16 protein-coding genes are annotated in these 22,691 nt (G+C 37.6%); 10 read left to right on the top strand and 6 right to left on the bottom strand.

The features are described from left to right. The first annotated feature begins 17 nt into the window (after positions 1–17). Together DRF57_RS05625 and DRF57_RS05630 are read left to right on the top strand one after the other, a co-directional pair. A complete protein-coding gene (locus DRF57_RS05625; RefSeq protein ID WP_123863289.1) occupies positions 18–1,070 on the top strand; it encodes a hypothetical protein in 1,053 nt (350 codons plus the stop codon). A gap of 19 nt (positions 1,071–1,089) precedes the next feature. Then, a complete protein-coding gene (locus DRF57_RS05630) occupies positions 1,090–1,605 on the top strand; it encodes a hypothetical protein (protein ID WP_115917562.1) in 516 nt (171 codons plus the stop codon). Positions 1,606–2,633: 1,028 nt separating this feature from the next. Here the strand turns inward: DRF57_RS05630 and DRF57_RS05635 are convergent. Further along, positions 2,634–3,104, bottom strand: a complete 471-nt coding sequence (locus tag DRF57_RS05635) for an Lrp/AsnC family transcriptional regulator (protein ID WP_047486679.1) — start codon at positions 3,102–3,104, stop codon at positions 2,634–2,636. 142 nt (positions 3,105–3,246) lie between these two features. On the opposite strand from DRF57_RS05635, the gene DRF57_RS05640 reads away from it, so the two are divergent. From DRF57_RS05640 to DRF57_RS05675, 8 genes are all read left to right on the top strand, one after another. Beyond that, complete coding sequence (locus DRF57_RS05640; protein WP_115917340.1) at positions 3,247–4,638, top strand: MFS transporter; 1,392 nt, start codon at positions 3,247–3,249, stop codon at positions 4,636–4,638. A gap of 119 nt (positions 4,639–4,757) precedes the next feature. Then, on the top strand, positions 4,758–5,507 hold the full coding sequence (locus tag DRF57_RS05645) for a metallophosphoesterase (protein ID WP_115917342.1): 750 nt from the start codon (positions 4,758–4,760) through the stop codon (positions 5,505–5,507). Between the two features lie 263 nt (positions 5,508–5,770). Beyond that, the gene (locus DRF57_RS05650) at positions 5,771–6,685 is read left to right on the top strand and encodes a helix-turn-helix domain-containing protein (protein WP_115917344.1); all 915 of its coding nucleotides are present in this window, start codon (positions 5,771–5,773) and stop codon (positions 6,683–6,685) included. 217 nt (positions 6,686–6,902) lie between these two features. Beyond that, positions 6,903–8,048: an efflux RND transporter periplasmic adaptor subunit gene (locus DRF57_RS05655; RefSeq protein WP_115917346.1), complete on the top strand. Its 1,146-nt coding sequence runs from the start codon at positions 6,903–6,905 to the stop codon at positions 8,046–8,048. 9 nt (positions 8,049–8,057) lie between these two features. Beyond that, positions 8,058–11,198, top strand: coding sequence for an efflux RND transporter permease subunit (locus DRF57_RS05660; RefSeq protein WP_115917348.1), 3,141 nt, complete (start codon positions 8,058–8,060; stop codon positions 11,196–11,198). A 17-nt stretch (positions 11,199–11,215) separates the two neighbouring features. Then, positions 11,216–12,628, top strand: coding sequence for an efflux transporter outer membrane subunit (locus DRF57_RS05665; RefSeq protein WP_228450282.1), 1,413 nt, complete (start codon positions 11,216–11,218; stop codon positions 12,626–12,628). Positions 12,629–12,687: 59 nt separating this feature from the next. Continuing rightward, positions 12,688–13,242 carry a DUF2652 domain-containing protein gene (locus DRF57_RS05670; RefSeq protein WP_047486658.1) on the top strand — a complete coding sequence of 185 codons (555 nt, stop codon included), beginning with the start codon at positions 12,688–12,690 and terminating at the stop codon, positions 13,240–13,242. Between the two features lie 326 nt (positions 13,243–13,568). Beyond that, positions 13,569–15,740, top strand: coding sequence for an outer membrane beta-barrel protein (locus DRF57_RS05675; RefSeq protein ID WP_115917351.1), 2,172 nt, complete (start codon positions 13,569–13,571; stop codon positions 15,738–15,740). A gap of 573 nt (positions 15,741–16,313) precedes the next feature. On the opposite strand, the gene DRF57_RS05680 is transcribed toward DRF57_RS05675, so the two are convergent. From DRF57_RS05680 to DRF57_RS05700, 5 genes are all read right to left on the bottom strand, one after another. Further along, on the bottom strand, positions 16,314–18,578 hold the full coding sequence (locus tag DRF57_RS05680) for a glycoside hydrolase family 3 C-terminal domain-containing protein (RefSeq protein WP_115917353.1): 2,265 nt from the start codon (positions 18,576–18,578) through the stop codon (positions 16,314–16,316). Positions 18,579–18,768: 190 nt separating this feature from the next. Then, a complete protein-coding gene (gene metQ / locus DRF57_RS05685) occupies positions 18,769–19,575 on the bottom strand; it encodes a methionine ABC transporter substrate-binding lipoprotein MetQ (RefSeq protein ID WP_174772360.1) in 807 nt (268 codons plus the stop codon). A 69-nt stretch (positions 19,576–19,644) separates the two neighbouring features. Continuing rightward, positions 19,645–20,301, bottom strand: a complete 657-nt coding sequence (gene metI, locus DRF57_RS05690; protein WP_115917357.1) for a methionine ABC transporter permease MetI — start codon at positions 20,299–20,301, stop codon at positions 19,645–19,647. Beyond that, positions 20,294–21,322 (bottom strand): methionine ABC transporter ATP-binding protein, encoded by a 1,029-nt coding sequence (locus DRF57_RS05695; RefSeq protein ID WP_115917358.1) that lies wholly within the window; start codon positions 21,320–21,322, stop codon positions 20,294–20,296. The genes metI and DRF57_RS05695 overlap by 8 nt, the downstream gene beginning before the upstream one ends. Before the next feature lie 18 nt (positions 21,323–21,340). Further along, positions 21,341–22,339: an EamA family transporter gene (locus DRF57_RS05700; protein ID WP_052188556.1), complete on the bottom strand. Its 999-nt coding sequence runs from the start codon at positions 22,337–22,339 to the stop codon at positions 21,341–21,343. Positions 22,340–22,691: the final 352 nt, after the last annotated feature.

The raw sequence follows: 22,691 nt of genomic DNA on the forward strand, positions 1-22,691 counted from the left end.
AAATAGCTTAAAGTTATGTGAATAATTTAAATTTTATCGTAATTAACAAGAAAATATTTTTTCTGTTAATTTTTGCTTTCTACGGCATGGTCAATGCTCAGTGTATTCCTTATACAGGTCAGGCAATACTTACGGGTAATACCTATTGCCTGAATGGAAACCTTACGGTGAGCAGCAGTATTGCAATTCCCAATGGGGCAACACTTATTATACAATCCGGGCAGTTACAGTCTGTTGATATTCAGGTTAATGGGGAATTGGATATCCTGGATGGAGCAAGTGTGAAATCTACGGGATCCATTACGATTGGAACATTCGGAACTCAGAGAAATTCAAAAATTAAATTAGGAAAGAAATCATTTCTATCCCTTACCGGATCTGTTTCTCAAGGGGATCCTTCTTTTATGGGGGCATTTCCAGGAACCAGCTCTGTTATAGAAATGGATGCAGGGAGTGTTGTGGAAATATGCGGAACATTTACCCAACAATCAACAACTTATCCTTCTGTTAAATATATAGGAGCTCCCAATGGAAAGGCTTATTGTATTGCAAAAGCTGATGTAAGTGGAGGAGGTCCCGGATCTGTTATCAGTGATGATAGCCAGATTGTAGCCATTGCTATGGGATCCGTTAGTGATCTTGGTGCTGGTGGTTCAAGTTTCTGTGGTCCAAATGCCACACAGGCTACATGTCCGTCTTTATGGCCTGATGGATTATCAAATGATAAAATGAGTTGTGGTAATGCTCCTACTATTATCAATGAAATTGATGATGTTTGTACAAAGCCCGGTGCTTTAGGAACTCCTGATGGTTTTACTAAGTTTGGAATTACTGTACAACAGAAAAATACGGTGTGGCCGGAGAATATTCCTAACGGTTTCATTGCTTTGGAATCTCAGAATAAAGGTTTTGTCATTACAAGAGTGCAGCATGTAAGCCAGACACCACAACCTGGTGATGCTATCGCTGACCCAAAAGAGGGAATGCTTTTATATGATATTCAGGATAAATGTGTGAAGCTTTATAACGGTACAGAATGGAAATGCATTGAAAAAAGCTGTAATGACTAATCTAATCTATAATATACACATGAAAAATATAAAAAACATCAGTATCGCAGTTGCTCTTATCATTTTTAATTCCTTTTTTGCCCAGGTAGCTATTGATAAACAATCCGTAGACGGAAACAGTACGGTCTTGGATTTTAATAATGTTTCCAGTAACACAAAAGGATTAATTCTTCCGGCAACCTCCGGGCTTTCCACGGGAGCTTTGGTCAATGGAACTTTTATCTTTGATGTAAGTGATAAAAAAGTAAAAGTATATGAAAATGATGGGTGGAAAGACTTGTCAGATGCCGGAAATTCAAATGCTGTACTTGTCAATAATTCAGCAGAATCAGGAAAAGGTGTCGTGATCGGGGCATCATCCAGCTCTGCAGATGGAGTTTTGGTGCTGGAAGCTCAGGATAAGGCAATGATCCTTCCAAAAGTGACAATACCTCATATCAACGTTAAGAATCCATATCCTGGCATGATCTGTTATGATACAGCCAGTAAAACATTGGCCATATTTGATGGATCAGTTTGGAATTACTGGAAATAAACCCTACATCATAAAAACAGATCTTAAAAAGATCTGTTTAAAACAGCTGTATAATTTCTATACAGCTGTTTTTTATGAAAAATGAACGTACTAATATTGTTGGGTAGTTTTGTTATGAATGAAGGAATATACTGTATCAGGGATATAGCCATCTTTCAGAACTTTAAAAAAGGTTCCCCATTGGTATGGGGTAACCTTTAATAAACAAATAATATAAGTTGTAATATCTTAAGATCGATTCATCCAGGAAAATACTTCCCTATGGGTTGTATTGTAAGATATTATTTTTCATCATAATGTAATGTGTTGATAGGCTTCTTTTTTATTTGTGTTTCTATTTTGATATTATTTGTTTAATTTTTTTTAAAAAGCCTCCCCCTTTTAGTTTCATCATTTGTGTTCTTATCAGTTGTGTTGTGTTTTTTACTTTTACTAAATCTAAATCACTTTAAAGGAGGAGGCTTGCAATTCACTTTCTACTTTTTCTATACTAATTTTAAGGTCTGTGGTTTTATTTTTTTTCCAAGTTTATATTTTTCACATTGCAAACATATCTATTAATGATAAATATTTCCAAAAAATAGCATACGACACAGCTACACTATGTATGTGTGTAGTTTGTTTAGTTGTTGATAATCAGTTAATTAATTTTTTATTGTTTTTGATTTGAAAATGAAATAAAAGAAATAGAAAATGATTTTTAACGTGAACTATACAAATTATTACCTCCCAATTAGGTGATTTTTGAATAATAAAAAACACCAAAAAACATAAATTTTATGTTTTTTATTATAAAATAAGCTTTTGGGAAATTGTGTTTTTTTCGAAAAAAATAAGATATTTTTATTGGGGAGCTGCCTGGGAATTAAAATTTTAAAACTGAAATATGATTCTGTAGGAAACAAGAAAAGAGTATGGATTAAAATCTTAAAATAAGTGAAAGTGTTTAATTTTTTTTATGCAGTTCCGATATCTCTTTATCATCTTTCGGGGGACCCGAAAATGAAGCTGAATATATGCTGAAAGAACTAAAGAATTTGAGCGCTTTCTTTGATGCTGCTCATCACGAAAATACTTTTTGTCTGGCCAATTCCTTCAATTTCTGATAGCTTGTTTACAAAAAACTCATGAAATTCATCCATATTGGGAGCCAGAATTTTCAACATAAAATCAAAATCACCACTGATGTTATAGAATTCAACAACTTCCTTCAGTTTTCCAACCTCCTCAATGAATTTTCCTGCTGTTTTTTTATTGTGAACATTCAGGGCAATCATACAGATGACCATCATTCCCTTATTCACCTTTTTACGGTCTACTACGGCAGTATATTCTTTAATAATCCCTAGCTTTTCCATACGCTTAATACGTTCATGAGTGGGAGTGGGGCTTAGATTGATCCTTGCTGAAATATCCCGGACACTCATTTTAGCATCCTTCTGGAGAAGACGGAGAATAGACAGGTCTTTTTCGTCCGGAGTATAATTTTCTGTTGGCATTTGTTCTGTTTTTAGCGTAATATTTTGTCGATACAGATGTTTTGTTCTTTAATTTTACATCTGTTTGTATTATTGTTCCAAATTTACTGTAAAATTTTCACATATGTTCTGTTAATTTTAATTTTGCAGGAAATTTGAATATATGGATACAAGGAAGAATGTAATATTAATTTTAGCATCGGTGGGAACATTTGTAGAGGCTTTGGATATTGCCATTATTAATTTGACGATTCCTTCTATTCAGGAACAGTTTCATGTTGGTGCAGGCACCGTTCAATGGTTGCAGACCCTCTATGTATTATTTTTTGGAGGTTTTCTGATCATTGGCGGAAAGCTTTCCGATCAGCTGGGAAGAAAGAAAATGTTTTTGTTGGGAGCTTTCATCTTTATGTTGACATCATTAGGTGCCGGATTATCTGAAAACTTTGAATCGTTAGCTGTATTCCGTGCTTTGCAGGGATTGGGAGCGGCTTTTGTAATGCCGTCAGCATTGTCTATTGTGACGAATACTTTCAGAGAGGAACAGGAGAGAAACCGTGCCATTGGAATTTTCAGTTCTTTTGCAGCCATAGGCTCCGGAAGCGGTCTTTCTGTAGGAGGGATTATCAGTACTTATCTAAGCTGGCATTGGGTATTCCTGATCAATGTTCCGATTCTTTTAATAACACTGATCCTGTCTTACTACTATTTGCCAAAAGATGAGAAAAGCGAAACCGTGCAGAAAACGGATGCTGTTTCAGGGATTCTGATGGTATTAGGTCTTTTAAGCCTAACCTATGGAACGCATGAGCTGATTCATATTAAAGAGCAGCCTTTCCTGGTGATAGGATCTTTAGTACTTGCCGTGGTACTTTTAGTATGGGTCTTCTACCGATTGAGGTCTGTAGCTGAACCGTTAATTGATTTACAACTATTTAAATATAAGTCATTGGTGGTTTCTAATGCGGCTTTCTTTAGTCTTGGAGCATTCTTTATTGGGTTTTTATTTCTGATTTCGTTAATGCTTCAGAAAGATATGGGATACAGCGCTGCTTCAGCAGGATTAATGCTGGTTCCCTTCAGTATTGTATCTGCTTTGACCGCTAAATTTATTTTGCCTCAGGTTTCTAAACGATTAAATTCTTCCCAAATGGGAATTTTTGGATGGTTATTTATGCTGACGGGAGGAGTATTATTATTGGCGTCTGTCTATACGGGACACCCGTTAACACTAGTGTTATTGGGAGCTGCGTGTATTTCAGGAATTGGAATGACCTTCTGTTTTACAGCTTTATCCGTCATGGGAATTCAGGATGTTGAACCTTCCAATTACGGTGTGGCATCAAGTTTGAGTTCTACAAGTTACTTCTTGGGAGCTGGGATTGGTTTATCCTTCATGACTTTAATGAGTCAGATTTTTCCATCAGAATTTGCGGTGGGAAGTCTGAATCTGATTATTCTGATTGGTTACGCTGTTTTAGCACTGGGAATGTTATCCTATTTTATAATAAGAAGCTTAAAAGTGAAACGTGCTGAGATGGCAGTTTCATCATAAGCGGCCTTAAAATGACACAAACTATATGAGAGAGGAATCGGTACTGAGTGCCGGTTCTTTTTTATTGGAAAAAAGTATTCATGGTTTACATATTAACTTGTTCTTTTTATTTTTGCAGCATGAGAATACAAATCATTAGCGATCTTCATCAGGAATTTGGAAGTACTGAACTATGTTTTGACAATTCGGATGTTGTCATATTGGCTGGAGATGTAAACTTAGGAACCAAAGGAGTAGAATGGATAAAGTCTAAGATCCAGGATAAGCCGGTAATTTATGTTCTTGGTAATCATGAATATTATAAAGGAGCATATCCAAAAACGCTTTACAAAATTAAAGAAGCGGCTCAGGGCTCAAATGTTTTTGTACTTGAAAATTCTTCTGTGGATATTGGCGGAATCCGTTTTCATGGAGCAACATTATGGACTGATTTTTCGATTTTCGGGAATGCTATGGAGTACGGAATGCTATGTCAGCCTAAAATGAATGATTACAAAATGATAAAACGTGATCCGTCTTATTCAAAACTGAGAACAGTAGATACGTTTAAGATACATCAGTTTTCAAAATTATGGTTGCAGGAAAGTCTTGAAAATTCAAAAGGACTTAAAAATATTGTAGTCAGCCACCACGCACCCAGCATTCAATCTGTACCTGAAAATTATAAGGAAGATCCACTGACTTCCGCCTATGCTTCTAATCTTGAGGAATTGATAATAGAGCACCACCCATTGTACTGGATTCATGGACATATTCATACTCCCTGCAGGTATAAAGTGGGACAAACCGAAGTCATCTGTAACCCACACGGATATATTGATGAAAAATATAATGGGTATGACAAGGAATTGATTATTGAGGTAGTATAAAGGGCAAATAGGTGGTTGTACCGATTTGTCTATTTTCATTGTGCTATATATTTTCTGGTTGGAGTAGGGCTGGTGGATAATGCAATGCTTTATCAATAATTGAGTAATCATTTAGCCAAAACATAAAAACAATATTTTAAGCGAAAAAGTGAGACGTATGCCCGTTAAAAATAACAGTCATCCTTTTTACCTTGTATTCCTTTGTTCTATTTCAGCCTTCGAAATTTTTTTATTCACTACCTTCGTGGCCTAATCTATCTTTGATGGCTAAAAAAAAACAGACAGAACCTGATTTTGTTTCACAATTGGCTTTTGATGAAGTTCTGGAACAGGTAGAATTTGATCTCAGGATCAAAGAATTTGTTGTCATGGAAATTGACAAAGCAAACTACATTATACAACCTAATATTCCTTACCGTTCAGACTATTTTTGTATTTTTTTAGTACAGAGGGGAAGTGTCAGTTTTCGACTCGATGATACCAGCTATGAGGTATTTCAGGGAGATGCCGTTTTTTGTCCAATGGCAGAAACTTTTTGGGTAGAAAATATCGCTGAGGATTATAACGCCAAATATATCTTCTTTTCTGTAGACTTTATTTCTCAGGCAGGATTTAATTATAAGTCGAATAATGTGTTAAAAAGCCTGTCATCAGACCCTACTCATATCATCAGAAATGAGCCTGATATGTACAGAAAGCTTCAATTTCATCTTGATGAATTGAGAGTGCTGAATAATAAGGAAAAAGACAATTATTATTTCAATGAAATGATCTGGCATCACTTTTCGCTGGTGATCTACGAGATTGATAATTATTTCAAAAAAATAGAAAAACCACATCTGGTTACCCATAGAGAAGATGAGCTTACCACCAGTTTTTTTATCCTGGTTCAGGATCATTTCAAAGAAGAGCACAATGTTCAGTTTTATGCTGATAAATTATGCATCAGCCGGAAATACCTTACCAAAGTCATTAATAAAACGATGTTTAAATCTCCCAGAGAAATTATTCATCAGGTATTGGCTGTGGAAGCCAGGCTTTTGCTTAAAAACCCTAATTTAAACATCAATGAAGTCGCTTTGCAGCTGAAGTTTTCAGACCAGGCCTCTTTCAGTAAGTTTTTTAAAAAACATACGGGCAGGTCTCCTTTGGAATATAGAAAAGATGATTTATACTGATAATGAATGAGTTATATTGATTGACGTCTTTTTGCTAAATTTAAAGTATAATTTTGATTAAAAATATGAATATCTCTCATTTGAATTACCTATAAATGATATTTCTCATGTTTTTAAAAACTAGGCGTCTTTTTGACAAAACAAGAAGTTTTTTGAATAATCCTATTGAATTTTTTTCGTTCGAATTTTGTGCGGTAAATTTAAAAGGAATATTGTTATGCAAAGATTTTTAATTCAGAAATCAACCATAGTTTTCCTCTCGCTTATTGTCTTGGCGGGATGTAGGAAAAACGATCAAAATCAATCTTATCAGCAGAAGGCGCCGGAACTTCCTGTAGAAACAGTGAAGCAGGGAGACGCTTCTGTTTCCAGGGAATACGCAGCATCTGTAGAGGGAATTTCTAATGTTGAAATCAGACCTCAGGTAACGGGATATTTAAGTAAAATTTTTGTGGACGAAGGAGATTTTGTAAGAGCGGGGCAGCCTCTTTTCAAAATTGAAGATCAGGTCTTCAGGGAGCAGCTTAAAAGTGCCCAGGCAGCTTTGATTACTGCTCAGGCAAACCTTTCCACCTCTAAAATTGATCTGGACAGAAAGAAGGAGCTATTCAGAAATAAAATGGTTTCGGAAATTCAGGTAAAAGAGGCGGAAGCATCTTATAATGCTGCAAGAGGAGCGGTAAGCCAGACCACATCTTCTATTGAATCTGCAAAGATTAATCTTAATTTTTCTGTGATCAAGGCACCGGTAAGCGGGTTTATCGGAAGGTTCAATTACCGTTTGGGAAGCTTAATGACCCCCGGAAATCAGGATCCTATCACGCTGCTTTCAGATATTCATCAGGTGTACACTTACTTTAGCCTGAGTGAAAATGATTTTAATAATTTTCAGAAACAATATACGGGAAGCAATATTGATGAAGTGATCAAAAATACACCGGCAGTTTCTTTATTGCTTTCGGGTGGGGAGAAGTATGCTGAAACAGGAAGAATTGATGCTGTAGAAGGACAGTTCAATAAAACTACAGGTTCTATTACTTTAAGAGCGAAATTCAACAATCCAAACAATATTTTGAGAAGTGGAAATACCGGAAAAATAGTGCTGGATCAGTTTTACAGCAATGTTGTTTTACTTCCTATCGCTTCTACAAGAACGATTCAGGATAAAGTTTTTGTATTTACCATCAAAGATGGAAAGGCAGCCATGCTGCCTGTTGAGGTCAATGGAAAAGCAGGAGATCATTTCATCGTATCTACCGGGCTTAAGGCTGGCGATCAATACATTGTTTCCGGTTTCGACAGATTACAGCCGGGTACTCCTGTAGTGGCTCAGAAGAAGAATGCTCAACAGAAAAAATCGTAAGAAGAAATCATGTTAAAGAAAATTATAAAAAGACCCGTACTGGCAACGGTAATCTCCGTATTGCTTGTTATTCTGGGGATTGTGGGTATGGTAAGCCTGCCGATCACAAAATTTCCGGACATTGCACCGCCTACCGTAATGGTAACCGCGGCCTATCCGGGAGCCAACGCTGAAACGATTGCCAGGTCCGTAGCTCCACCCCTGGAAAACGCGATTAATGGAGTGGAAAATATGGACTATATTACTTCTACAGCAAGTAATGACGGGACATTAAGTATTACGGTTATTTTTAAATTGGGAACAGATCCCGATCAGGCAGCCATTAATGTTCAGAACAGGGTAGCACAGGTAACCAACCAGCTTCCTGCTGAGGTAATCCAGGCCGGAATTACTACCGTGAAAAGGCAAAACAGTATGATTGCCATGGTTTCCCTGACGAGTAAAGATGGTTCTATGAATGATCTTTTCCTTGAAAACTATGCCAAGATCAATATTGTCCCTGAATTAAAAAGGGTAAAAGGAGTAGGAGATGCCATGGTATACGGAAATAAAGATTATTCAATGCGTATATGGCTGGATCCGAATAAACTGACCTCCTATAATCTTACTCCTGCAGAAGTTTCCCGTGCTATTCAGACCCAAAACCTTGAAGCCGCACCGGGAAGATTGGGAGAGAGAAGTAAAGAGGTAATGGAATATGTACTTCGTTACAAAGGAAAATTCACAGAACCGGAACAGTATGAAAATATTACGATTAAAGCACTGAATGATGGTTCTGTTTTAAAATTAAAAGATATTGCCAAAGTAGAATTTGGAGCTTACAGCTATACGGTTTCTTCCAATTATAACAAAAAGGCTTCCGTAACGATGGCTATTTTCCAGATGGCAGGATCCAATGCCAATGAAGTGCAAATTGCCCTTCAGGAAAGAATGAAAGAATTGGAAAAATCTTTCCCTGAAGGAATGGCTTATGAAATTCCTTATGCTACAAAGGAAGCGCTGGATCAGTCTATAGAACAGGTGATTCATACTTTAATTGAGGCGTTTATCCTTGTGTTCATTGTCGTGTATATCTTCTTACAGGATTTCCGCTCTACTTTGATTCCGGCCATTGCAGTTCCGGTATCTATTGTGGGAACCTTCTTTTTTATGAAAGTTTTTGGGTTCTCCATCAATATCCTGACCTTATTTGCTCTGGTGCTCGCTATTGGTATTGTAGTGGATGATGCCATTGTAGTCGTAGAAGCTGTCCATGCTAAAATGGAACATAAAAAACTGAATCCGAGGGCGGCAACGATGTCTGCTATGAGTGAGATTACAGGAGCTATTGTATCCATTACCCTGATTATGTCTGCGGTATTTGTTCCGGTAGCCTTTATGAGCGGTTCCACAGGACTGTTTTATCAGCAGTTTGCATTAACCTTAGCTATTGCCATTATTATTTCTGCCGTGAACGCACTGACACTGAGCCCGGCATTATGTGCACTATTCTTAAAACAGCATCACGGTGGTGCTCATGAGAAAATGAATTTTAAAGACCGCTTCTTTGCCGGTTTTAATGCAAGCTTCAATAAACTGACATTCCGTTACGGAAAAGCGGTATTATTCCTGTTGAAAAAGAAATGGATTGCTTTCATCCTGATCTTTGCATTCGGAGGACTGTTTGCATGGATGTCTATGACCACCCCTAAAGGGTTTATTCCGGATGAAGACCAGAGTTTCATTATTGTTACAGCGAATCTTGCTCCGGGAGCATCGAAAGACAGAACATCAAAAGTAGTGTCTGATACAGAAGATCTTCTGATGAAAAATCCGGCCGTAGATAAAGTGATTTCTGTAGACGGGCTGAACTTATTCAGTGGTTCGATGTCTTCTTCTGCAGCTTCTATATTTGTTAAATTAAAAAAAGCAGGGCAGAGAGGAGCTGTCAGTAATATCAATGACATTATAGGGCAAACCCAGGGAATACTTTCTCAGGATAAAAGAGCTAACTTCCTTGTGATCAATACCCCAACGGTAGATGGTTTTGGAAATACCAGCGGAATGGAGCTTGTGCTTCAGGACCGTACGAATGGCGAACTTCAGAATTTAGGAAACATATCTTATGGAATGATGGGTGCTTTGATGCAGAGACCGGAAGTTGCGGTAGCATTTACAACATTTGATGTTACCTATCCTCAGTTTGAAGTCCTTGTCGACGAAGTGAAATCTGCTCAGCTGGGAGTCAATGTTTCTGATGTATTAGGCGTAATGCAGGGGTATTATGGAAGTATTCAGGCTTCGGATTTCAACAGATTTGGAAAATATTATAGAGTATTGGTACAATCCACTCCTGAGACAAGACAGGATAAAGAATCCCTGAACGGAATCTTCGTTAAAAATAACCTGGGCCAAATGGTTCCTGTCAATACATTGGTAAGCTTAAAACAAGTGACAGGAGCTGAAGTGGTAGACCGTTTTAACCTTTTTAACTCATCTAATTTAACTGTAATGGCAGCTCCGGGATACAGTACGGGACAAGCCATGGCAGCTATTGATGAAGTAAGCAAACAGGTACTTCCTCCGGGATATACATATGATTATAAAGGAATGAGCCGTGAAGAAGCAGGATCCAGCTCACAGTCGGTGATGATTTTCGGATTGTGTATTGTATTTGTTTTCTTCCTTTTATCAGCTCAGTATGAAAGCTATATTCTTCCATTGGCAGTATTGATTGCTATTCCGGTGGGACTATCAGGAGTATTTGTCGGGATTACAGTGGCTGACCTGTCTAATAATATTTATGTTCAGATTGCACTGGTGATGCTGATCGGGCTTTTGGCCAAGAACGGTATCCTGATTGTGGAATTTGCTATACAAAGACGTAGAGCGGGCAAAAGCCTCATTGCTTCTGCCGTTGAGGGGGCCAAAGCCCGTTTGCGTCCTATTTTGATGACCTCTTTAGCATTTATTACCGGATTACTTCCGTTGATATTTGTAGTAGGTCCGTCAGCGTTGGGTAACCATTCTATCGGATATGCTGCCATTTCAGGGATGCTTTTCGGAACGATCTTAGGAATTTTTGTAGTTCCTGTTCTTTTCGTGGTATTTCAGGCTTTACATGAGAGAATCAATGGAAGAGTGGTAACGGATGCTGACTGGGAATATTAATTCAAATGATTTTAAAAATGAAAATTAAAAATATAGCCTATATCGCATTCATTTCAGGAACAGCCATATCCTGTAAAGTTCAGAAATATGAGCGCCCTGAATTGAAAATGCCTGAGGCTTTCAGAAGTGACAGTATAGTTGTAGAACAGAACGAGAATATCGCCAAGATCAGCTACAAAGATTTTTTCAAAGATCCTGTTCTGGTAGGATTGATTGACAAAGCGATGGTTCAGAATAACGATCTTCAGCTAGCCTTAAAACAGATTGAGTTTGCTTCGCTGGCTTACAACCAGAGTAAGTGGGCAAATGTTCCTACTGTAAGTGCTGCTGCCAATGCAAATATCAACCGCCCTTCGGATAACAGTATGAACGGGATGATGGCAGGGCAATTCATGGGGAAAAGATATATGGAAGATTATACAGCTTCTATAAATCTTTCCTGGGAAGCGGATATTTGGGGAAAGATCAAAGGAAGAAAAGAGCAGGCACTGGCCGAATACCTTAAAACCCAGGAAGCTGGAAAGGCTGTGAAAACACAGTTGGTGGCAGCAGTAGTGCAGGGATATTATAATGTATTAATGCTGGATACTCAGTTAGAGATCACAAAATCCAACCTGACCTATGCAGAAAATACCCTGAAGTTTTTGACAAAACAGCAGGAACTTGGATTGACCACAGCGCTGGCGGTACAGCAACAGGAAATCGTAAGGGATCAGATCTTAAAATCAATTCCGGCTATTGAAAGTTCCGTTACCACACAGGAAAATGCACTAAGCCTTCTTACGGGTTCAATGCCCGGTAAGATTGAAAGAAGTGCGAGCCTGAATACGGTGCAGTCTCCGGACCATATTGCAGCAGGTATCCCTTCAGAGCTGTTAAGCTACAGACCGGATATCAAAAGTGCTGAACTTGAGGTAAGGAAAAGTGCTGCGGCTATCCATGTGGCTAAAATGAGCATGTATCCTTCATTGAACATTACTGCTCAGGGGGGAGTGAATGCATTTCAGATCAGCAAATGGTTCAGTGTACCGGGCTCTCTTTTCGGGATGGCTGCCGGAGCTATTGCACAGCCTATTTTGAATGGTAAGCAGCTGAAAACCCAGTATGAGCAGTCGAAGGTGTTGGCGGATCAGGCTGAAATTACCTTTAAACAATCTGTTTTAAAAGCAGTGGGTGAGGTTTCTGATGCTTTGGTACAAATTAAGAAGCTTGAGGAGCAGCAAAAAATAGCGGAAGGATTGGCTTTAAAATCTAATGAAGCGGTGAAGAAAGCTGATATTTTATTTAAATATAATTCAGCCACTTATGTAGAGGTAATCATTGCACAAACCAATAAGCTTCAGGCTGAGCTGGACCTGGCTTCCCTGAAAGCGCAAAGACTGAATGCAATAACGGCACTCTATCGTTCTGTAGGAGGCGGATGGCAATAAAGTAAAATTGAACCTGCTTCGTCTTTACAAATGAAGCAGGTTTTTAATCCATTATCATTATGAAGAATACAAATATACAAGAGGGAATCATTCTTATTCCGGATTTTAGCGGATTTACAGAATTTGTGTTCAATACCAAACTTTATACAGGAGAATATATTGTAAGACAACTACTTTCTACACTGATCGATGTGAACGGTCGCTATTTTGAAATCTCAGAGATTGAAGGAGATGCCATTTTATTTTACAGATATGACGAAAATCCTTCCTATCAGAATATTTCAAAAATACTCATGAAAATGAGGAATGCCTTCAATAAAAAAATTGAAGAACTCAGTAGAAGCTTAAGTACTACTATAGCATTGTCCTTGAAGTTTATTGTACACTACGGAACATTTTCGCAATATAATATCGGAAGTTTTAGAAAACTATACGGTAAAACTATTGTAGAAGCCCACCAGCTTCTGAAAAATGGGCTTGCAGAACAACCCTCGTATGCGTTATTCAGCAATTCCTTTTTAGAAAACAGCAACAATCAGGAGACTGATCTTAATAAGGATAAACTTCGCTTACCGGAAGTAGGCGTTATCCAGTATTTTGAAAATATAAACTAGCATATTTTTTAATTTTAATCCTTGTAAATTTGCTATTGCTAGCGGCCCGGGTGAGAGAGACCCGGGCTTTTTTTGTTGAGGACAGAACTATTAAATTATTTTTAAGGGAGAAGTGAAATTTGGAATAATATATAATTTCGAATAGTTTGTTGCAGATGTGATGGGTATAAGTTGATTTTATTATTGTTTTATCTTGTTTTTCTGATTTTCTGCCAATTGAAAATAGTGTATGTTACTAAAAGCTAAGTATTTATTTCGCCTTTTTCAATATTGGGTGTAACAAATACCTCCCCATAGTGGTCTTATAGAATAAACTATAATTTCAAATGAAAACAATTTTATTTCCAATAGCATTATTAGCGGGTTCTTTGACCCTGGCTCAAACCCAGGTTGTGAAGGATACGGTAAAGCAGAAAGAGATTGAAGCCGTTACGCTGGTAGCCAGAAAGCCGACGGTAGAATCCAAGGTAGACAGAACGGTATTTAATGTTGCAAACAGTGCTATCCTTGCTGGAAATACAACATGGGATGTTCTGAGAATGACTCCTTTGGTGAGTATTGATAATAATGATGATGTAAAAGCTGAGGGACAAATGGTTACGGTATATATCAATGACAGAAAATCTGTTTTTACAGGTAAGGAATTAAAAGAATATCTTAAAACAATTCCTGCCGATAACCTTATGAAAATAGAGGTGATTACCAGCCCTTCATCACGTTATGAAACCTCAGGGTCTGTTGTCAATATTGTTCTTAAAAAAAGAGATGACGAAGGGTTGAAAGGAAGTATATCACTCAACAACAGACAAAGTACCAAAAACTCACAGTACACAAATATCAATTTGAACTACCATAAGAAAAAGTTTACACAAACCCTTATAGGAGGTTATAATAGCGGTAATTATGTGCAGAAAACCCAAACTTGGGATAACCGATATGAGAAGAATAGGCATACCGAATTCAATCTTGAGAACATAATGAGAAATGAAAGTCCTTCTCTTTCTTCTACTTCGGAATTTGAAATCAATGATAAAAATAATTTCGGCCTTGTGATGGAGTATTCACAGAGCAGGAATTTACTTTCAGCAGCATCTGATGGGTTGACTTCACAAGATGGAGATCCCGGTGAATCTTTTCACCAGATTCAAAATAACTGGGGATTCAGACGTAACTTGGGGACTAATGCTTTCTATAAATACTATGATAAAGAGAAAAACAGAATTTTAGATATTAATATTGGAACCAACTATTCCAGTGATAATAACGACAATTTGATTGACAAGCAGATTAATAAGCAGGGTGTGAAAACAGACCAGCAGCTAGGGGTGATCAGTACAAATCAGATGCGTAATTACTATCTGAAAATAGATTATACACAGCCTTTTGGTAAATCAGGCGGTACGATGGAAGTGGGAGGAAAAACTGAATTAAATAACCATGTTATTCCCAATAGCCTCTATGGGTTCAGTATTAATGATCCTTCATCCGATTATTCTAATCTATCAAAAAATGACAGATTTCATTATGAAGATAATCTGAGCTCTTTATATGCCAATTATAGTAAAACATTTTTCGAAAAACTGGAAACAAGAGTCGGAATACGATATGAATATATTGATTATAAAGTAAGACAGGATGTGGCGGGTACAGAGAGAAGAGATTCTTATGGTACTTTTCTTCCCAATCTGTTGTTGAAATATAGTTTTTCAGACAAATATGATCTGAGTTTTACCTATAACAGAAGTATCTGGAGACCATGGTATTCTGAATTTAATCCTTTTCTGATGCCCGAAATTAACGGTACCTATTCCAGAGGGAACCTTAACCTGAACCCGAACCCTAATGACAGGCTTTATCTGAAGTTTGGAATTCTGAAAAAATACTTTATCTCTGCAAGGTATATGCATACCAATCAGGATTACTGGACGACTTATGTGACAGAAAACGGAAGAACGGTTTCATTACCGGGGAATTTCGATGGAAAGGTTGAAAAATATTACCTTTTTGCCAATACCAATCAGAACTTCCTGAAAAATAAGCTGAACGTAAATGCCGGATTTGGATGGTATTATATTAATAATAAAGATTTTAACGAGAAAAACAAACTGGGAGCTAAAGATTATATCAGTTACTGGGGAGCCTCTGCCAATCTATCATATACCAATCTTTTTAATAAAAACATTAACCTGAGTGCGTGGGTGGAGCTTGCCAATCAGAATAACGGAAATTCATATGCTAATAATACCAATGTTTTCCACAATATTTCTGTCACCAAAATATTTCCAAAAACCCAGATGGAACTAAGCATGCAGCTGATGAACATTTTTAAAAGACCTTACGGTGATAACACCACCTATAGCCAGGACGGAACTTTCAGAGAGTATTCAAAATGGGACTGGTACGGAGTTTCTTTGACGTTTGTAAAGCGTTTTGGAAACCAGAAAGTAAAAGAAAATACCAAAACCGATGTAGAGAAAAACGCTGGCGGAGGAAAGTAATATACTATTTGTTAGATCAATACAAAAGCAGGTTCTATCGGGAACCTGCTTTTGTATTTCCTGCAGGAGGCCTTCTCAACAGCTTATTTATAACTTGATTTAACTGAGGGGTCTCAAAAATATTTTGTGACTTTTGGATACGTAGAAATAATATTAATGGACGGAAAAGAGATCATATTCGAATGGTGGTAAAAAACTGATATGAGTTACCACCCCGTCAAAAATTCTTTGAATTTTCGGCACCCCTCCGGAGGAGGGGAATAATAGTCTGCTTTTTTAACTCTTAGGTTGAGAATTGAAAGGTTGTAATATATTATTGGGTACAATGAAAAAGAAAATCAGAGATTTTCAAACAACTTATATGAACTTCTCTGTGGCTTATTGATAACAAAGTATTAGTAAGGTGTTTTCCACACCTTTTGTGGTTTGTATGTTCTCTCATAGTTTAGAGTAACACAGGTCTTTTGAGATTTGCAGAAACAAATAAAAAGCAGGTTCCGATTGGAACCTGCTTTAATTAATTCTACAAAATTAATTTCAGAAGTTAACTATTCAATACTAACTTCCATATTTCTATTTTAAAGTAAACTTTACCTTTGTTTTAATAGCATCTGAAGAGTTTCCGATCAGTGCTTCGAAATCTCCAGGTTCGGCTACCCAGTCGTGTTTACCGGCGTCAAAATAACTTAATGCAGTTTTGTCGATGGTGAAGGTTACTTCTTTTTGTTCTCCGGGATTTAAATACACTTTTTCAAAACCTTTCAGTTCTTTTGAAGGACGGGGAACAGATGATTTTAAATCACTGATGTAAAGCTGGGCTACTTCAGCACCGGCTTTCTTTCCTGTATTTTTAACACTAACTGTAAAAGTAATGGTGTCATCCTGTGAGATGACCGTTTTATCCGCTTTTGCTTTTCCAAACTCAAAAGTAGTATAGCTTAATCCATGTCCGAAACTGAAAAGAGGCTTGATATTTTTGGTGTCATGCCAACGGTATCCAACGAAAATTCCTTCGTTGTAGGTAATATTGATCGGGTTCTTCTGGTCTTTTCCTTTTCCTGCTGCAAATTCTTCTTTTTGTCCCGGATATTCTCCAAGTTGGTGAGCTGAATTATCTTCCAGTTTTACAGGGAAAGTAAAAGGAAGTTTTCCGGAAGGATTAGAATCCCCTGCGAGAACGGAGGCAATAGAATTTCCTGCTTCGGAACCCAGATACCATGCCTGTACAACACTTGGAACCTCCTTAATCCATGGCATGGCCACAGCATTTCCGGATACCAGTACCACGGCAAGATTTTTATTGGCTTTTGCCAGTGCAGAGATGACATGATCCTGGTTGTAAGGCAATCCATAGCTTTTTCTGTCATTTCCTTCACTGTCCTGGAAGTCTGCTTTATTGAGTCCGCCTACAAAGATGACGTAATCTGATTGTTTTGCCAGTGCTACAGCTTCATTCAATAATTCGGCTTCAGAGCGGCTGTCTTTTAAGTCCTGTCCGGATTTTACACCGTTATACTCTCCACCGATATCTCCTACATAACCTCTTGCATATTGAACGTCAGCCTTTTTTCCAAATCTGGATTTGATTCCGTCCAGAGGAAGGGCTTCGTATTTTACCTTTAATGATGATGAGCCACCACCTACAGTCATAATCTTAATAGCATTTTCACCAATCACAGCAATTTTTTTAGCTTTATTAAGATCGATGGGAAGAACATTCCCCTGGTTCTTTAATAAAACAATTCCTTCCTCACCAATTTCCTTGGCTACAGCTTTATGCTCTTCGGAAGCAATATTTCCAAAAGGCTTGTTTCTGTTCATGGTGGTCTGATAAGCAAGACGAAGCAGTCTGGTCACTTTATCATCAAGTTCAGTAGTTCCCACTTTTCCCGATTTAATCAAATCAAGATAAGGCTTTGCCAAAAAGTAGTTGTCATAAGCATTTTTAGTTCCGGCAGAAAGTCCATTGGTCCATGTTCCGAATTCAAGATCCAACCCGTTATGGATGGCTTGTTCCGTATTATTCACAGCTCCCCAGTCGGACACCACCACTCCTTTATATTTCCATTCTTTTTTCAGGATATCATTCAGAAGATATTGATTCTGGCTGGCATACTGACCTTTATACATATCATAAGCCCCCATAATGGTCCAGGAATCTCCTTCGGTTACTGCCGCTTTGAATGGAGGAAGGTAGATTTCATAAAGCGTTCTGTCATCCACGTTCACGTTACTGGTATGACGGAACATCTCCTGGTTATTAAGGGCAAAATGTTTTACAGAAGTGGCCACCCCATTAGATTGTACTCCCTTAATATAAGGAACTACCATTTTTGAAGTCAGGTAAGGATCTTCTCCCATATATTCAAAATTTCTTCCGTTCAGGGGAGTTCTGTAAATATTTACTCCAGGTCCTAAAAGGATATCTTTTTTCCTGTAACGGGCTTCTTCTCCTAAAGCCTTACCATAGTTCCATGACATTTTTTTATTCCATGTAGCAGATAAAGCTGTCAGGGCAGGGTAGGCGATGATAGAGTCATTGGTCCATCCTGCCTGGTCCCATTCGTCCCACATGACCTCAGGACGTACCCCATGAGGCCCGTCAGTAGTCCAGAATTCAGGAATTCCCAATCGGGGAACACCCGGTGAGCTGAATTTCGACTGGGCATGCAGCATAGCCACTTTTTCTTCCAGTGTCATTCTGGAAAGAGCATCCTGGATACGTTGTTCTACAGGTTTGGATTCGTCTAAATAAACCGGTAGAGTATTATTTGTCTGAGCCATATAAGAAACAGAAATAAGGGTGAATAAACTTACAATGGCGGTTTTCTTTAACATAATGCCTTTTTATTTGATTGTAAGCAAAAATAGCTAAAATTTTTATTATCTCAAATTGAGAAAATGAAAAATAATCCGTAAAAAAACTGTCTACATAATTGTTTGACAGTTTTGTTATCTGTTTAAAGCTGAAAATAAAAAGCGGGATAAAGATAATTCACTTTTGGCTTTCAGATTCTCAAATTCAAAATTACCATCCTTTCACGGCTCCTCCTTTGAAAATTTCTTTGGCTTTCTTCTCTACTTCATCAGATTCATAGGCTTTAACGAAATTTTTTACCTTCTGACTGTTTTTGTTGTCCTGTCTGGCAACCACTACATTGACGTATGGAGAATCTTTATCTTCTTTGAGGATACCCTGTTTTTCAGAATCCAAACCAGCCTGAGCTGCAAAATTATTATTGATAATACCCACCACCACATCTCTGTCATCCAAAACTCTTGGAATCTGTGCGCCTTCAATCTCCATAATTTTCAGCTGTTTTGGATTTTCTGTAATATCGGTCACTTTTGGAAGCAGTCCCACACCATCTTTTAATTTTAATAAGCCGTTTTTCTGTAACAGAAGCAGTGAACGTCCTCCATTAGTGGGATCATTAGGAATGACCACAGTATTTCCATTCTGCAACTGACTTATATTTTGAATTTTTTTTGAATATGCTATAATAGGGAAGACAAATGTATTTCCTACTACGGCCAGATTATATCCTCTCTGTTTGGATTGTTCGGTAAGATAGGGAACATGCTGGAAAGCGTTGGCATCAATATCCCCGGTGGTCAAAGCTTCATTGGGAACCACATAATCATTAAAGGGGATCAATTCCACTTCAAGGTTGTATTTTTCTTTCGCTACTTTTTTCGCTACTTCAGCAATTTCCTGCTCCGGGCCATAGGTAATTCCCACACGGATAAAATTAGGATCATCTTTCCTTCCGGAACATGCCGTGAATAATAATACGCCGGCAGCAAATAAACTTAAAATCTTTATTTTTTTCATTGTCATTCTTTTAAATAAGAAAAAAGGAATCGTAAAAGGACCACTTCTGCTCCTTTACTCACACACTTTCTATCTGTGATCAAAGCTTTTTGACAGCCGATCTCCTGCAAACTGTATAATAAATACCAACAGAACAAGTAAAACCAATACCGTATTCATGATTACTATATCATAACCAATATACCCGTATTGATAGCCAACCTGTCCCAATCCGCCGGCACCTACCGCACCGCCCATCGCAGAATAACCTACCAGAGTAATCAAGGTGATGGTGGCATTATTGATAAGTGAAGGAAGGGCTTCAGGAAGTAATACTTTTCTGATAATCTGAAAAGGGGAAGCTCCCAACGCTCTGGCTGTTTCTATCAAACCATGAGGAACTTCAATAAGGCTGTTTTCCACTAATCTTGCAATAAACGGAGCAGCTCCTATACTTAAAGGAACCAATGCTGCGTTAACTCCAATGGACGTTCCTGCTAAAATTCTTGTAAACGGAATCATCCATACAATTAATATAATAAAAGGAATGGCACGGAAAATATTCACCAAAATGGAGAGTGCTCTGTGATAAACCATATTTTCCAACAGCTGGCCTTTTCTTGTTAAAAACAGTAAAATCCCAACCGGAAGACCCAAAACGAATCCAAAAAATCCGGATACGAATGTCATATAAATTGTTTCCCAGGCTCCTTTTGCTAAAAGAGCAATTACCGTATCACTAAGCATATCCTTTTACTGTATTTTGAATTTTGTTTTGATTGAAATAATAGATGGCCTGTTGATTTTCGTCTTCTTTTCCCTGAAGTTGAAGCAGCAGTTTTCCAAAGTTGGAGTTTCCAAGATATTCTACATCAGCCTTCAAAAGTTTATAGGGAATTTTATATTGAGTATATAATGTTGAAAGAAGTTCCTCAACACTTATATTTTCGTTGAGTTCTATTTCGACCAGCGGAAATAAACCATCCTGTGGTTCTTTCTGAAGTCTGTTATTGAGTTCCTGTGGCAGGGTCATGTTATCTGAATTTATAAATTGTCGGATTACCGGATTTTCCCGATCCGAAATAATCTCACTTAATGTTCCTTTTGCTAATAATTTTCCTTTGTCTATCACGGCAACGTGGTTGCAGACTGCTTTGATAACCTCCATTTCGTGAGTGATAAGGAGGATGGTAATTCCCAGTCTTTGATTGATATCTCTTAACAGCTGTAATATAGACTGCGTAGTGGCAGGATCAAGAGCACTGGTGGCTTCATCACAGAGTAAAAGATGGGGGTCATTGGCTAATGCCCTGGCAATGGCAACTCTCTGTTTCTGGCCTCCGGAAAGGCTTCGCGGATAATCATGGGCCTTATCCTCAAGGCCTACAATTTTCAGAAGCTCATTTACCTTTTTATTAATCTGATCTTTATTTGCATGATCCAGCTCCAAAGGAAGAGCTATATTATCAAAAACAGTTCTCGAAGAAAGAAGATTAAAGTGCTGGAAGATCATCCCAATTTTTTTACGCTCTTCAGCCAGTTGCTTTGAGCTTAGTTTAGTGAAATCCTTTCCGTTAATAATAATCTGCCCTTCGTCCGGTCTTTCCAACAGATTTACCGTACGGATCAGGGTGCTTTTTCCGGCCCCTGAAAATCCGATAATTCCTACGATATCTCCTTTCTCTATAGTGAGGCTCACACGATCCAGCGCCTTGAAAGATTGCTTTTTCTGATGGAATGTTTTTGATATATTTCTGATTTCTATCATTCTGATGTCTTATACTATTTAAATAGGCTGGTATCGTCTGCCTGTTTTATTAAAAAATCGTTTCACTCTTCTTAACTTCACTTTTGACCGTTTTGAAAGTTTAAAATATTTGGTGACATTTGTCAACAATACTCCCAGCAATATGATGGATAAACCATACAGCTGACCTCCATTGATGCTCTGATTGGCAACAATCCAGCCTGCAATAACCGTTACAATAGGGTTAATGTAGGTATGGGTGCTTACCAAAGCGGCGGGTTTTACGGACAATAGCCAAATGTACGACAAATAAGCGACTATAGATCCAAAGAAGATCAAAAACAGAACGCCCAGCCATGCTGATAATGGGATGGCGGAAACCGAAAAACCGGTCCATTCTTTACGCAAAAATGCAATGAGAAAAGAGGCTAATCCAGCTACTATAAGCTGTTGGGCAATATTCATAAAAGTAGATTGTGAAGCCGGGTTTTTCTTTGAATATAAAGAACCCAATACCCAGGCTATAGAACTTAATCCTAACACAATAAAAGCGGTAATGCGGAGATGACTGTCAGTGGCTGCATGTGCTGCCGTTGAATTGACACTTCCTTTTAAAAATAATACCAATCCTACAAAACCAATCACCAATCCTATCGGAATAAACTTATCTGAAAAATAATATTTCCAGTTCTTTCTGTCAATGGCAATAAACCAAAAAGGTCCGGTTGCAATAGAAATGGCCGCTTCCGGTGCCGTTACATACTGCTCTCCCCAAGCCACAAGACCTGTTCCTCCGGTAAGAATTAAAATACCGGTAATTGCATTTTTTTTCCAGTTGATTAGTGTATTGGCCTTTTCTCCTTTGGACAGGAGATATCCTATCATCAGAATTCCTGCAACCAGAAATCTTAATCCCGAAAGAATGAACGGAGGAAAACCTTTCAAACCAAATGATATGGCTAAAAATGTAATCCCCCATATTACATAGATGTTGGTAAATGCCAATGGGACCAGCCATTTGTTTTTAGAAGTGCTCATTGTTATTTTTTAATGTTGTTTGTTGTTAATAAAAAAGGCTCTACAATGTTGTAGAGCCTTTAAAAAATATGTTATATAAAAGTAAGGTCATCCACAGTATTCTTGATGTATAGGCATACAGATACACATCATCATGTTTTTGATGGTATGTTTCTTTATTGAATTATTTTTTAATTCTGCCTTCATTTTATTTTATTTCCTGAATACGATTGCAAATATATAATATAATTTTTATTAGTCCACCAAAAAAGTAGACTTTTTGAATATTAATTTATTGTTAATGGTTTAATTTGCTGTAAATGAATGTTTTGTATATATGTAATTTTTTATGGTAGGTTTTGTTTTAATAGTT

Source organism: Chryseobacterium rhizosphaerae (genome assembly GCF_003385455.1).
In the GTDB taxonomy this organism is placed as follows: domain Bacteria; phylum Bacteroidota; class Bacteroidia; order Flavobacteriales; family Weeksellaceae; genus Chryseobacterium; species Chryseobacterium rhizosphaerae.

What these genes read in the sequence shown, in the direction of transcription:
- DRF57_RS05640 (WP_115917340.1), top strand. Translation starts at nt 3,247, where the DNA reads ATGGATACAAGGAAGAATGTAATATTAATTTTAGCATCGGTGGGAACA.
- metI (WP_115917357.1), bottom strand. Translation starts at nt 20,301, where the DNA reads ATGCTTAGTGATACGGTAATTGCTCTTTTAGCAAAAGGAGCCTGGGAA.
- metQ (WP_174772360.1), bottom strand. Translation starts at nt 19,575, where the DNA reads ATGAAAAAAATAAAGATTTTAAGTTTATTTGCTGCCGGCGTATTATTA.
- DRF57_RS05655 (WP_115917346.1), top strand. Translation starts at nt 6,903, where the DNA reads ATGCAAAGATTTTTAATTCAGAAATCAACCATAGTTTTCCTCTCGCTT.
- DRF57_RS05700 (WP_052188556.1), bottom strand. Translation starts at nt 22,339, where the DNA reads ATGAGCACTTCTAAAAACAAATGGCTGGTCCCATTGGCATTTACCAAC.
- DRF57_RS05635 (WP_047486679.1), bottom strand. Translation starts at nt 3,104, where the DNA reads ATGCCAACAGAAAATTATACTCCGGACGAAAAAGACCTGTCTATTCTC.
- DRF57_RS05665 (WP_228450282.1), top strand. Translation starts at nt 11,216, where the DNA reads ATGAAAATTAAAAATATAGCCTATATCGCATTCATTTCAGGAACAGCC.
- DRF57_RS05695 (WP_115917358.1), bottom strand. Translation starts at nt 21,322, where the DNA reads ATGATAGAAATCAGAAATATATCAAAAACATTCCATCAGAAAAAGCAA.
- DRF57_RS05630 (WP_115917562.1), top strand. Translation starts at nt 1,090, where the DNA reads ATGAAAAATATAAAAAACATCAGTATCGCAGTTGCTCTTATCATTTTT.
- DRF57_RS05675 (WP_115917351.1), top strand. Translation starts at nt 13,569, where the DNA reads ATGAAAACAATTTTATTTCCAATAGCATTATTAGCGGGTTCTTTGACC.
- DRF57_RS05670 (WP_047486658.1), top strand. Translation starts at nt 12,688, where the DNA reads ATGAAGAATACAAATATACAAGAGGGAATCATTCTTATTCCGGATTTT.
- DRF57_RS05680 (WP_115917353.1), bottom strand. Translation starts at nt 18,578, where the DNA reads ATGTTAAAGAAAACCGCCATTGTAAGTTTATTCACCCTTATTTCTGTT.
- DRF57_RS05660 (WP_115917348.1), top strand. Translation starts at nt 8,058, where the DNA reads ATGTTAAAGAAAATTATAAAAAGACCCGTACTGGCAACGGTAATCTCC.
- DRF57_RS05650 (WP_115917344.1), top strand. Translation starts at nt 5,771, where the DNA reads ATGGCTAAAAAAAAACAGACAGAACCTGATTTTGTTTCACAATTGGCT.
- DRF57_RS05645 (WP_115917342.1), top strand. Translation starts at nt 4,758, where the DNA reads ATGAGAATACAAATCATTAGCGATCTTCATCAGGAATTTGGAAGTACT.